At 59.0% G+C, this 13,373-nt stretch carries 10 protein-coding genes; all 10 read left to right on the forward strand.

The window, feature by feature from the left end:
- The first annotated feature begins 3 nt into the window (after positions 1–3).
- A complete protein-coding gene (bamA, locus tag FW800_RS00375; RefSeq protein WP_078820469.1) occupies positions 4–2,391 on the forward strand; it encodes an outer membrane protein assembly factor BamA in 2,388 nt (795 codons plus the stop codon).
- A gap of 45 nt (positions 2,392–2,436) precedes the next feature.
- Positions 2,437–2,940, forward strand: coding sequence for an OmpH family outer membrane protein (locus FW800_RS00380; RefSeq protein ID WP_003172279.1), 504 nt, complete (start codon positions 2,437–2,439; stop codon positions 2,938–2,940).
- Between the two features lie 3 nt (positions 2,941–2,943).
- Positions 2,944–3,999 carry a UDP-3-O-(3-hydroxymyristoyl)glucosamine N-acyltransferase gene (lpxD, locus tag FW800_RS00385; RefSeq protein ID WP_005785724.1) on the forward strand — a complete coding sequence of 352 codons (1,056 nt, stop codon included), beginning with the start codon at positions 2,944–2,946 and terminating at the stop codon, positions 3,997–3,999.
- Between the two features lie 111 nt (positions 4,000–4,110).
- On the forward strand, positions 4,111–4,551 hold the full coding sequence (gene fabZ / locus FW800_RS00390; protein ID WP_005785726.1) for a 3-hydroxyacyl-ACP dehydratase FabZ: 441 nt from the start codon (positions 4,111–4,113) through the stop codon (positions 4,549–4,551).
- A complete protein-coding gene (lpxA, locus tag FW800_RS00395) occupies positions 4,548–5,324 on the forward strand; it encodes an acyl-ACP--UDP-N-acetylglucosamine O-acyltransferase (protein WP_228309471.1) in 777 nt (258 codons plus the stop codon). Before fabZ ends, lpxA begins: the two co-directional genes overlap by 4 nt.
- A 2-nt stretch (positions 5,325–5,326) precedes the next feature.
- Entirely contained in the window at positions 5,327–6,466 is a 1,140-nt protein-coding gene (lpxB, locus tag FW800_RS00400; protein WP_032877371.1) for a lipid-A-disaccharide synthase, read from the forward strand.
- Entirely contained in the window at positions 6,463–7,095 is a 633-nt protein-coding gene (gene rnhB, locus FW800_RS00405) for a ribonuclease HII (protein WP_032877370.1), read from the forward strand. The genes lpxB and rnhB overlap by 4 nt, the downstream gene beginning before the upstream one ends.
- Before the next feature lie 76 nt (positions 7,096–7,171).
- Positions 7,172–10,693: a DNA polymerase III subunit alpha gene (gene dnaE / locus FW800_RS00410; protein WP_032877369.1), complete on the forward strand. Its 3,522-nt coding sequence runs from the start codon at positions 7,172–7,174 to the stop codon at positions 10,691–10,693.
- A 128-nt stretch (positions 10,694–10,821) separates the two neighbouring features.
- On the forward strand, positions 10,822–11,769 hold the full coding sequence (locus FW800_RS00415; protein ID WP_003189182.1) for an acetyl-CoA carboxylase carboxyltransferase subunit alpha: 948 nt from the start codon (positions 10,822–10,824) through the stop codon (positions 11,767–11,769).
- A gap of 163 nt (positions 11,770–11,932) precedes the next feature.
- Positions 11,933–13,252, forward strand: coding sequence for a tRNA lysidine(34) synthetase TilS (tilS, locus tag FW800_RS00420; protein WP_446436753.1), 1,320 nt, complete (start codon positions 11,933–11,935; stop codon positions 13,250–13,252).
- The last annotated feature ends 121 nt before the right edge of the window (positions 13,253–13,373 follow it).

Below are 13,373 nucleotides of genomic sequence, written 5' to 3' on the forward strand. Positions count from 1 at the left end.
TTCATGAAACGTCTGCTGCTAACTGCGGTTCTCACCGTATTGATGATCGCCGAAGTTCACGCCGAGTCCTTCACCATCTCCGATATTCGCGTCAACGGCCTCCAGCGGGTTTCCGCGGGTAGCGTCTTTGGTGCCTTGCCGTTGAACGTCGGGGAACAGGCGGATGATCGTCGCCTGGTGGAATCCACTCGTGCGCTGTTCAAAACCGGGTTCTTTCAAGATATCCAACTGGGTCGCGAAGGCAACGTCCTGGTCATCACGGTCGTCGAACGACCTTCCGTTGCGAGTATCGCGATCGAAGGTAACAAGGCCATCTCCACTGAAGACCTGATGAAGGGCCTGAAGCAATCCGGCCTGGCCGAAGGCGAGATCTTCCAGCGCGCGACCCTTGAGGGTGTGCGTAACGAACTGCAACGCCAGTACGTTGCCCAGGGCCGCTACTCCGCGACCGTGGAAACCGAAGTGATCCCGCAGCCTCGTAACCGTGTGGGCCTCAAGGTCAACATCAACGAAGGTACCGTCGCGGCCATTCAGCACATCAACGTGGTGGGCAACACCAAATTCGCTGATGACGACCTGATCGACCTGTTCGAGCTCAAGACCACCAACTGGCTGTCGTTCTTCAAGAACGATGACAAATACGCCCGTGAAAAACTTTCCGGTGACCTTGAACGCCTGCGCTCCTACTACCTGGACCGTGGCTACATCAACATGGACATCGCTTCGACCCAGGTGTCCATCACCCCGGACAAGAAGCACGTCTATATCACCGTGAACGTCAACGAAGGCGAGAAGTACAAGGTTCGTGACGTCAAGCTCAGCGGCGACCTGAAAGTCCCTGAGGACCAGGTCAAGTCCCTGCTGCTGGTGCAGAAGGATCAGGTGTTCTCGCGCAAGCTGATGACCACTACCTCCGAACTGATCACTCGCCGCCTGGGTAACGAAGGCTATACCTTCGCCAACGTCAACGGCGTGCCGACCCCGAATGATGAAGATCACACGGTAGACATCACCTTCGTCGTCGATCCTGGCAAGCGCGCCTACGTAAACCGCATCAACTTCCGTGGCAACACCAAGTCTGCGGACGAAGTGCTGCGTCGTGAAATGCGTCAGATGGAAGGTGGCTGGGCTTCGACCTACCTGATCGACCAGTCCAAGACCCGTCTTGAGCGTCTGGGCTTCTTCAAGGAAGTCAACGTCGAAACCCCGGCCGTACCGGGTGTGGATGACCAGGTTGACGTGAACTACGCCGTTGAAGAGCAAGCTTCGGGCTCGATCACCGCCAGCGTCGGTTTCGCACAGAGCGCCGGCCTGATCCTGGGTGGCTCGATCACCCAGAACAACTTCCTCGGTACCGGTAACAAGGTTTCCATCGGCCTGACCCGAAGCGAATACCAGAGCCGCTATAACTTCGGTTATGTCGACCCCTACTGGACAGCTGACGGTGTGAGCCTGGGCTATAACGCCTTCTACCGCACCACCGACTACAAAGACCTCGACGTCGACGTTGCAAGCTATGCGATCGACAGCCTGGGTGTGGGCGCAAACATCGGTTACCCGATCAGCGAAACCTCGCGCCTGACCTTTGGCATCACCGCGCAACAGGACGAGATCAAGACCGGTGTATATACCGTGGACGAGATCTTCGACTTCACTCGTCGTGAAGGTGACAAGTTCCTGAACTTCAAGGCATCTGCCGGCTGGTCCGAGTCGACCCTGAACAAAGGTGTCCTGGCAACCCGTGGTCATTCCCAGAGCCTGACTGCGGAAGTCACCACACCGGGCAGCGACCTGTCGTTCTTCAAACTCGATTACCGCGGCCAGTTGTTCCAGCCGTTGAGCGATAACTACACCATGCGCCTGCACACAGAGCTGGGCTATGGCGACGGTTATGGTTCGACCGATGGCTTGCCGTTCTACGAGAACTACTACGCAGGTGGTTTCAACTCGGTGCGTGGCTTCAAGGACAGCACTTTGGGGCCTCGTGGTACCCCAAGCCGCGGTGTTGACCAAACCGGTAACGTCGGTACTCGCCGCGATGATGACAACGACCCGCTGCCGTTCGGTGGTAACGTGCTGATCCAGGGTGGTGCCGAAATCCTGTTCCCGCTGCCGTTCGTCAAGGACCAGCGTTCCCTGCGGACTTCGGTCTTCTGGGACGTGGGTAACGTGTTCGACTCCAAGTGCGAGCAGATCAAGAACCCAAGCGGTCTGAAGTCCAACACCCAGTGCAACGACGTGAGCCTCAGCAACCTGGCGAGCTCCGTGGGTGTGGGTGTGACCTGGGTGACTGCGCTGGGCCCGTTGAGCTTTGCTCTGGCCATGCCGATCAAGAAACCGGATAACGCTGAAACCCAGATTTTCCAATTCTCCCTCGGCCAGACGTTCTAAGCGTCTGACCCAAGATAACGACAACGGATTCTGTAGGAGTACATCGTGCGTAAGTTGACTCAATTGGTCCTGCTGGCCACTGTGCTGGTAACCACCCCGGCCTTCGCCGAAATGAAAATCGCCGTCCTGAACTATCAGATGGCTCTGCTGGAATCCGACGCGGCCAAGAAGTACGCCGTGGATGCCGAGAAAAAATTCGGTCCGCAGCTGACCAAGCTCAAAACCTTGGAAAGCAGCGCCAAGGGCATCCAGGATCGTCTGGTAGCCGGTGGCGACAAGATGCAGCAAGGCGAGCGCGAGCGTCTGGAGCTTGAATTCAAGCAAAAGGCCCGTGACTACCAGTTCCAGTCCAAGGAGCTGAACGAAGCCAAGGCTGTTGCCGACCGTGAAATGCTCAAGCAGCTCAAGCCCAAGCTCGACAGCGCCGTGGAAGAAGTCATCAAGAAGGGTGCCTTTGACCTGGTGTTCGAGCGCGGCGCCGTGATTGACGTCAAGCCTCAATACGACATCACCCGTCAGGTGATCGAGCGCATGAACCAGCTGAAGTAAGCCATGACCGCGACTATCAAACTCGGCGAGTTGGCCGAGTTCCTGGGAGCCACCTTGCGTGGCTCCCCGGAGAAAGAAATTACTGGGCTAGCCACCTTGCAGGAGGCTGGCCCAGCTCAGTTGAGCTTCCTCGCAAATCCCCAATACCGTAAATACCTGGTTGATTGCCAGGCCGCAGCCGTGTTGCTGAAGGCCGCTGACGCTGAAGGGTTTATCGGGGATGCGCTGGTGGTGGCCGACCCGTACCTGTCGTACGCCAAGGCGTCACACCTGTTCGATCCCAAGCCGAAAGCGGCCGGTGGCATTCACCCATCTGCGGTAATTGCCGATGATGCCCAGGTTGACCCTGCGGCCAGCATCGGTGCGTTTGCAGTGATCGAGAGCGGGGCGCGTATTGGTGCAGGTGTCACCGTGGGCGCCCACTGCTTTATCGGCGCACGCTGTGAAATCGGTGCCAATGGTTGGCTGGCCCCACGTGTAACCCTCTACCACGATGTGCGTATTGGTCAGCGTGTGGTCATTCAGTCCGGCGCTGTTATCGGCGGCGAAGGCTTTGGCTTTGCCAACGCCAAAGGTGTCTGGCACAAGATTGCCCAGGTCGGCGGCGTATTGATCGGCGACGATGTGGAGATCGGTGTAAACACTGCGGTGGATCGTGGGGCTTTGGCCGATACGGTGATCGGTAACGGCGTGAAGCTCGACAACCAGATCCAGATCGCCCACAACGTACAGATTGGCGATCACACCGCCATGGCTGCGTGCGTGGGTATTTCCGGCAGCACCAAAATCGGCAAGCATTGCATGCTCGCCGGCGGCGTCGGGCTGGTGGGGCATATCGATATTTGCGACAACGTCTTTATCACCGGCATGACCATGGTGACTCACTCGATTACCGAGCCGGGGGCCTATTCTTCCGGTACCGCCATGCAACCTGCGGCTGAATGGCGCAAGAGTGCGGCGCGTTTGAGGAAGATCGACGACATGGCACGACGTATCAAACAGCTGGAAAAGCGTGTTGGGGACGTGACCCCTGGCGGTAATGCTTCATCTGAAGGCTGATACCATTTCCATATCAAGTGTGCACAGCCGCTAGACTGCCTCCTTGATTTGCTAGCGGGGCGTGCGCTTAGTTCGCCCGCCCCCAATCTTTATTACAGGCTTCCCCCCGAAATGATGGACATCAACGAGATTCGCGAATACCTGCCTCACCGTTACCCGTTCCTGCTGGTGGACCGCGTAGTGGACCTCAATGTCGAGGAAAAGCGCATTCGTGCCTACAAGAATGTCAGCATCAACGAACCATTCTTCAACGGTCACTTCCCAGCGCATCCCATCATGCCGGGCGTGTTGATCATCGAAGCGATGGCCCAGGCTGCCGGTATCCTTGGTTTCAAAATGCTCGACCTCAAGCCTGCCGACGGCACGCTTTACTATTTCGTGGGCTCCGACAAGCTGCGTTTTCGCAACCCGGTCACCCCGGGTGACCAGTTGATCCTGGAAGCCAGGTTCATCAGCTGCAAGCGCCAGATCTGGAAGTTCGAATGCCAGGCCTCGGTAGATGGCAAGCCGGTGTGCTCTGCCGAGATCATCTGTGCGGAACGCAAACTATGAGTTTGATTGACCCTCGCGCAATCATCGATCCGTCGGCCGTACTGGCCGCCGACGTTGAGGTCGGCCCTTGGTCGATCGTCGGCGCAGGTGTGGAAATCGGCGAGGGGACTGTCATCGGGCCACACGTGATCCTTAAAGGTCCGACCCGTATTGGCAAACACAATCGTATCTACCAGTTTTCCTCGGTAGGCGAAGACACCCCGGACATGAAGTACAAGGGTGAAGAAACACGCCTGGTAATCGGTGACCACAACATCATCCGTGAAGGCGTCACCATTCACCGCGGCACCGTACAGGATCGCGCTGAAACCACTTTGGGTGATCACAACCTGGTCATGGCCTATGCGCACATCGGCCATGACAGCGTGATCGGCAACCATTGCATCCTGGTCAACAACACTGCGTTGGCAGGCCATGTGCACGTTGACGACTGGGCAATCCTGTCCGGTTTCACCCTGGTGCATCAGTACTGCCATATCGGTGCCCACAGCTTTTCCGGCATGGGTACCGCCATTGGCAAGGATGTCCCTGCATTCGTGACGGTGTTCGGCAACCCTGCCGAGGCTCGCAGCATGAACTTCGAAGGCATGCGCCGCCGCGGTTTCAGCGAAGAGGCGATCCACGCTCTACGCCGTGCCTACAAGACGGTTTACCGTCAGGGGCTGACGGTTGAGCAGGCGCTGACCGAACTGACCGAGCCGGCAAGCCTGTTTCCGGAAGTCGCGGTGTTCCGTGACTCGATCCAGGCGTCGACTCGCGGCATCACACGCTGATCATGGCCAATTTGCGTATTGCGCTGGTGGCCGGTGAAGCGTCCGGCGATATTCTGGGTGCTGGCCTGATGCGAGCCCTCAAGGCCCAGCATCCTGCGGTGGAGTTTATTGGCGTGGGTGGGCCGCTGATGCAGGCCGAAGGGCTTGCCTCCTACTTCCCCATGGAGCGGCTGTCGGTCATGGGGTTGGTGGAGGTGTTGGGACGCCTGCGTGAGCTGCTCGCTCGCCGCAAGCTGTTGATCAAGACGCTGATCGATGAAAAGCCTGACGTCTTTATCGGCATCGATGCACCGGATTTCACGCTCAATATCGAACTCAAATTGCGTCAGGCCGGGATCAAGACCGTGCACTACGTCAGCCCATCCGTATGGGCGTGGCGGCAGAAGCGCGTGTTGAAGATCCGCGAAGGCTGCGACCTGATGTTGACCCTGTTGCCGTTCGAAGCCAGGTTCTACGAAGAGAAGGGCGTACCGGTGCGGTTTGTCGGCCATACCCTGGCCGATGCCATTCCGTTGCAAGCCGATCGTGCTGCCGCGCGTGCCGAACTGGGCTTGCCCGACGGCCCCTTGGTGGCGTTGATGCCGGGCAGTCGTGGCGGTGAGGTAGGGCGCCTGGGCGCGCTGTTTTTTGATGCTGCCGAACGTCTGCAGGCACAAAAACCGGGGGTTCGCTTCGTGCTGCCGTGTGCCAGCCCGCAACGCCGCGCACAGATCGAGACCCTGCTGGAAGGTCGCAACCTGCCGCTGACCCTGCTTGACGGCCAGTCCCATCTGGCTCTGGCAGCCTGCGATGCGGTGTTGATTGCGTCGGGCACTGCCACCCTTGAAGCCTTGCTGTACAAGCGGCCAATGGTTGTAGCCTATCGCCTGGCGCCGCTGACCTTCTGGATTCTCAAGCGCATGGTCAAGAGCCCTTATATCTCCCTGCCCAACCTGCTGGCCCAGCGCCTGCTGGTGCCAGAGTTGTTGCAGGACGATGCAACGCCTGAAGCGCTTGCGCAGACCCTACTGCCCTTGATTGACGGCGGCGAAGAGCAGACCCGTGGTTTCGACGACATTCATCGCACGTTGCGTCGTGATGCCTCGAACCAGGCGGCCGACGCCGTGCTGACCTTGATCGGCCATAAACAGGAAGCCTTATGACCACGCAAATGGGGCTGGATTTCAGCCTGGTTGCCCAAGCTCACGAACTGGTGGCCGGTGTTGACGAAGTAGGACGCGGCCCGCTGTGTGGCGCAGTGGTCACGGCGGCGGTAATCCTAGATCCGAACCGCCCGATCCTGGGCCTCAATGATTCGAAAAAGCTTACCGAGGCCCGTCGCGAAAAGCTCTATGACGAGATCTGTGAAAAGGCCCTGAGTTGGCATATCGCTCGCGCTGAAGTCGAGGAAATCGACAAACTTAATATCCTCCATGCAACCATGTTAGCCATGCAGCGTGCTGTTGAAGGGCTGCATATCACCCCGAAAATGGCGATGATCGATGGCAACCGTTGCCCGAAGCTTGCGATGCCGTCGGAAGCGGTGGTCAAGGGCGATAGCAAGGTTCCAGCCATTGCCGCCGCCTCGATCCTGGCCAAGGTCAGCCGTGACCGTGAAATGGCTGCGTTCGAACTGATCTACCCCGGCTACGGGATTGGCGGCCATAAAGGCTACCCGACGCCCGTTCATCTGGAAGCCCTGGCTCGGCTGGGCCCGACCCCGATCCATCGCCGCTCGTTTGCCCCGGTACGCCTGGCTTATGAGGCCCGCGAAAGTCTGATCGAGGTTTAGCAGCAAGGCTGATGTTTTTACCAAGGCCCGGTACAATCCGGGCCTTGTTGTTTTCATGTATCAAGACAGGATCACTATGCCGGCTTCATTCGTTCACCTGCGCCTGCACACTGAGTACTCCCTGGTCGACGGCCTGGTACGGATCAAACCACTGGTCAAAACCCTGGTGGGCATGAATATGCCTGCGGTGGCGGTAACCGATCAGAACAACATGTGTTCCCTGGTCAAGTTCTACAAGAACGCCATGGGCGCCGGCATCAAACCGATCTGTGGCGCCGACCTGTGGCTGTCCAACAAGGACCCGGATAACCCACTGAGCCGCATCAGCCTGCTGGCGATGAACGGCGTGGGTTATCGCAATCTCACCGAGCTGATTTCCCGTGGCTTTATCGACGGCCAGCGCAACGGCTCGATCATCATCGAGCGCGAGTGGGTGGCCGAAGCCAGCGAAGGCCTGATCATGCTCTCGGCGGCTAAAGAGGGCGAGATCGGTATCGCGTTGCTGGGCGGTAATCCCCAGGAAGCCGAGGTACTGGCGCGTGAGTGGATGCAGGTATTCCCGGACCGTTTCTACCTGGAAGTCCAGCGTACCAACCGCCCCAACGATGAAGAACATCTGCATGCTGCCGTAGCCCTGGCCGATAAGCTGGGTGCGCCGCTGGTAGCGACCAACGATGTGCGGTTTATCAAGAAAGAAGATTTCGAGGCCCATGAAACCCGCGTGTGCATCGGCGAAGGCCGGGCCCTGGATGACCCGCGCCGCTCGAAGAATTACAGCGAAGAGCAATACCTCAAAAGCGCCGATGAAATGGCGCAACTGTTCAGCGATTTGCCCGAGGCCCTGGAAAACTCCGTCGAGATCGCCAAGCGCTGCAACATCGAAGTGAAACTGGGCAAGCACTTTTTGCCCAACTTCCCGATACCCGATGGCATGACCATCGACGAATACTTTCGCAAAGTGTCGTTCGATGGCCTGGAAGAACGCCTTAGCGTTCTGCTGCCCAAGGACACCACTGAAGACTACGAAGCCAAGCGCCAGGTCTACGTTGATCGGCTGAATTTCGAGCTGGATATCATCATCCAGATGGGATTCCCCGGCTACTTCCTGATCGTAATGGACTTTATCCAGTGGGCCAAAAACAACGGCGTACCGGTAGGTCCCGGTCGGGGGTCAGGTGCTGGCTCGCTGGTGGCCTATGTTCAGAAGATTACCGACCTTGACCCGCTGGAATATGACCTGCTGTTCGAACGGTTCCTGAACCCGGAACGGGTGTCGATGCCCGACTTCGACGTCGACTTCTGCATGGATGGTCGTGACCGCGTGATTGAATACGTGGCCGAGAAATACGGCCGCAACGCGGTAAGTCAGATCATCACCTTCGGTTCCATGGCGGCGAAAGCGGTAATTCGCGACGTGGCGCGGGTGCAGGGCAAGTCCTACGGCCTGGCCGACCGCCTGTCGAAGATGATCCCGTTCGAAGTCGGCATGACCCTGGAAAAAGCCTACGAGCAGGAAGAAATCCTGCGCGACTTTATCAAGGTCGATGAAGAAGCCGCCGAAATCTGGGACATGGCGCGCAAGCTCGAAGGCGTGGTGCGTAACGTCGGTAAACACGCCGGTGGTGTGGTCATCGCGCCGACCAAGCTCACCGACTTTTCACCGATCTACTGCGATGAAGAAGGCGACGGCCTGGTCACCCAGTTCGACAAGGATGACGTGGAGGCGGCCGGTCTGGTGAAGTTCGACTTCCTCGGCCTGCGTACCCTGACGATCATCGACTGGGCACTCAAGACCATCAACCGCGACCGCGCCAAGGTCGGCGAAGAACCGCTGGATATCGCGTTTATCCCGCTGGACGACAAACCGACCTACAGCCTGCTGCAAAAGGCCGAAACCACGGCGGTGTTCCAGCTTGAATCCCGGGGCATGAAAGAGCTGATCAAAAAGCTCAAGCCCGACTGCCTGGAAGACTTGATCGCACTGGTGGCGCTGTTCCGTCCGGGCCCGCTGCAATCGGGCATGGTGGATGACTTCATCAACCGCAAGCACGGTCGCGCCGAGCTGGCTTACCCGCACTCCGACTATCAATACGAAGGCCTCAAGCCTGTATTGGCGCCGACGTACGGCATCATCCTGTATCAGGAACAGGTGATGCAGATCGCCCAGGTAATGGCCGGCTACACCCTCGGTGGTGCGGACATGCTGCGTCGCGCAATGGGTAAAAAGAAACCCGAGGAAATGGCCAAGCAGCGCGGCGGTTTCATTGAAGGTTGCGCCACCAACAACATCGACGCCGACCTGGCCGGTAACATCTTCGACCTGGTAGAAAAATTCGCCGGTTATGGTTTCAACAAATCCCACTCCGCCGCCTATGGCCTGGTGTCGTACCAGACCGCCTGGCTGAAAGCCCACTACCCGGCGCCGTTCATGGCTGCGGTACTGTCGGCCGATATGCACAACACCGACAAGGTCGTGACCTTGATCGAGGAAGTGCGCACCATGAAGCTGCGCCTGGATGCGCCGGACGTGAACGCCTCTGAGTTCAAGTTCACGGTGAATGACGAAGGTCGCATCATCTATGGCCTCGGCGCGATCAAGGGCGTGGGCGAAGGCCCGGTGGAGGCCATCACCGAAGCGCGTCAGGATGGGCCATTCAAGGACCTGTTCGACTTCTGCGCGCGTGTTGACCTCAAGCGCATCAACAAACGTACCCTTGATGGCTTGATCCGCAGCGGCGCGCTCGACCGTCTCGGCCCGTATTTCCATGATGAGCCGAAGGCTTACCAGGCCAATATCGACCGTAACCGTGCGGTGCTGCTTACCGCCATGGAAGAGGCGATCAAGGCTGCCGAACAGACTGCCCGCACCCATGACAGCGGCCACGCCGACCTGTTTGGCGGGCTGTTCGTCGAAGAGGATGCGGATGTCTACGCCAATCATCGCAAGGCCAAGGAGCTGACCCTCAAGGAACGCCTCAAAGGTGAGAAAGACACCTTGGGCCTGTACCTCACCGGCCACCCGATTGACGAGTACGAAGGCGAAATCCGCCGTTTCGCCCGCCAGCGCATTATCGACCTCAAGCCCGCGCGGGATACCCAGACCGTCGCCGGCATGATCATCGCCCTGCGGGTGATGAAAAATAAAAAGGGCGACAAAATGGGCTTCATCACCCTGGATGACCGCTCGGGCCGGATCGAAGCGTCACTGTTTGCCGACGCGTTCCACTCCGCCCAGTCGCTTTTGCAGACCGACGCCATGGTGGTGGTGGAAGGGGAGGTCAGCAATGATGACTTCTCCGGTGGCCTGCGCCTGCGTATCAAACGGGTGATGAGCATGGAAGATGCGCGCACCAACCTGGCCGAAAGCCTGCGCTTGAAGGTCAAGACCGAAGCGCTCAAGGGCGATCAGCTACGCTGGTTGGGTGACCTGCTCAAGCGCCACCGCGGCGCGTGCCCGGTAACCATGGAGTACACCGGCAGCGACGCCAAGGCCATGTTGCAGTTTGGTGAGACGTGGCGGATTGATCCGGCTGATGGCTTGATTCAAGCTTTGCGTGACCAGTTCGGGCGAGACAACGTCTTCCTCCAATACCGTTGACGGTCAGTACCCCTGACCTCGGCTGAACATTTAATCTCGACCTAAACGCGCCTCTCCCTTAAGGTAGGGCGCGAATAGACAACCGGCTGGCCAGGCACTCCTTGGCCGTCGACCCAAGACGGACGCTTATGAACCCGAATTTTCTTGATTTCGAACAGCCGATCGCTGACCTGCAAGCCAAGATCGAAGAGCTGCGCCTGGTCGGCAATGACAATTCGCTGAATATCGGCGACGAAATCGCTCGCCTGCAAGACAAAAGCAGCACACTCACCGAAGACATCTTCGGCAAGCTGACCAGTTGGCAGATCGCGCGCCTGGCTCGCCACCCGCGCCGTCCGTACACCCTGGACTACATCGAACACATCTTCACCGAGTTCGATGAGCTGCACGGCGACCGCCACTTCTCCGACGACGCGGCCATTGTGGGCGGTATCGCTCGCCTGGACGACCAGCCGGTAATGGTGATCGGCCATCAGAAAGGTCGTGAAGTGCGCGAGAAAGTCCGTCGCAACTTCGGTATGCCGCGTCCGGAAGGCTACCGCAAGGCTTGCCGCCTGATGGAAATGGCCGAGCGCTTCAAGATGCCGATCCTGACCTTCATCGACACTCCGGGCGCATACCCGGGTATCGACGCCGAAGAGCGCAACCAGAGTGAAGCGATTGCCTGGAACCTGCGGGTCATGGCTCGCCTGAAAACCCCGATCATCGCCACCGTGATCGGTGAAGGTGGTTCCGGCGGTGCGCTGGCCATTGGCGTGTGCGACCAGTTGAACATGCTGCAATATTCGACCTACGCGGTGATTTCGCCGGAAGGTTGCGCCTCGATCCTGTGGAAAACCGCAGAGAAGGCGCCGGATGCGGCTGAAGCCATGGGCATCACCGCCGATCGCCTCAAGGGCCTGGGTATCGTGGACAAAGTGATCGCCGAGCCACTGGGCGGCGCCCACCGTGACCCGGCCGCGGCTGCCGCGACCATCCGTGCTGAACTGGGCTCGCAACTGGCGATGCTCAAGAAGCTGGATAACGAAGCGCTGCTGGCCCGTCGTTACGAGCGCCTTATGAGCTACGGTCTCTAAAGTCGACGCCGTAACTCAATGTGGGAGGGGGCTTGCTCCCGATAGCGGTGGATCAGTCACCAGATGCAGTGACTGACACTCAGCAATCGGGAGCAAGCCCCCTCCCACATTTGCTTTGTGTATGCTCGGCTTATGTATTCCAGATTTGCGGCGGGGACATCTGATGAAACCGGCTCTACCCGCCAGACTCCTGAAAACCCTGGCCCCCTGGCGCAATGCTCCGGCCTGGCGCATTGCATTCTCCGGTGGCCTCGATTCCACCGTCCTGCTGCACCTTCTGGCTTCCCTGGCAAACACCGAAACCCTGCCGCCCATCAGCGCTGTGCATGTCCATCATGGGCTGCAAGCGGCCGCTGACGCCTGGCCCAGTCATTGCCAAGCGTTATGTGACAGCCTGGGCATACCTTTGCAGGTCTTGCGTGTGCAGGTGCAACCCGGTGCCAGCCTGGAGCGTGCCGCGCGTAACGCACGTTACCAGGCGTTTACCGAGGTGATCGGGGCAGGGGAGGTGCTGCTCACCGCCCAGCATCGCGACGATCAAGCCGAGACCCTGCTGTTCCGCCTGTTACGCGGAGCCGGAGTGCGTGGGTTGGCGGCAATGCCCGAGCGTCGCCCGTTGGCGACGGGGCACTTGGTGCGGCCATTGCTGGCGGTTTCCCGCGGAGCACTGCAAGCCTACGCCCACGAACACCAATTGAAGTGGATTGAAGACCCTTCGAACGCCGATCCACGGTTCTCGCGCAATTACCTGCGTCACCAGGTCTTTCCAACGCTGACGCAGCGCTGGCCTCAGGCAGTATCAAGCCTGGCGCGCACTGCCGAGCACCTGAGTGAAGCCCAGGGCCTGCTCGACGAACTGGCGCACATGGATCTGACCGCAGCCGATCAGCCTTCAGCGTTTCCCTGGTTGCCTTTACCCTCCTTGACCCTTGCTCCGTTGCGCGATCTTTCCGATGCCCGCCAGCGCAACGCCCTGCGGCATTGGCTGAATCCCCTGACTCGTCTTCCCGACAGTGACCACTGGGCCAGTTGGTATGCCCTGCGCGATGCCAAGGGGGACGCACAGCCGTTATGGCGCCTGGCCGACGGTCAGCTTCATCGTTGCGGCGAACGCATTTGGTGGCTGCCTTCCACGTGGTCGGAATTTTCCGACGTGTCAGTGAGCTGGCCCGATCCGCGAAATCCACTAGAGTTACCCGGCAACGGCCAACTGATGTTTGCCGGCAAGGCTCCCGAGGGACCCTTGTCGATTCGTTATCGCCAGGGTGGCGAAATCGTCGAAGTGCCAGGTCGAGGCCGGCGTGATCTCAAGCGCCTGTTGAATGAAAGTGGTATGCCGGGCTTCGTCCGTGGCAGATTGCCGCTGGTCTATCGGGGCGAGCAATTGCTGGCTGTACCAACCATTGCGGGGCTGAGGGCCAGCCCGCTGGATGACTGGCAATTACATTGGTTGCCACAGACCTGCGATCAAGGTTTGAGCTGATAGCGCCTTTCCGGTAGACTACGCTCCCTTCTTGATACAACTTCTGTGGATTCGACTGAATCGCAGCAGTTGCCGATTACCAAGCAGTCTTTGCTGGGCGATTCCAAAAAATGTGTAGCGA

It is taken from the genome of Pseudomonas sp. 910_23 (genome assembly GCF_052850795.1).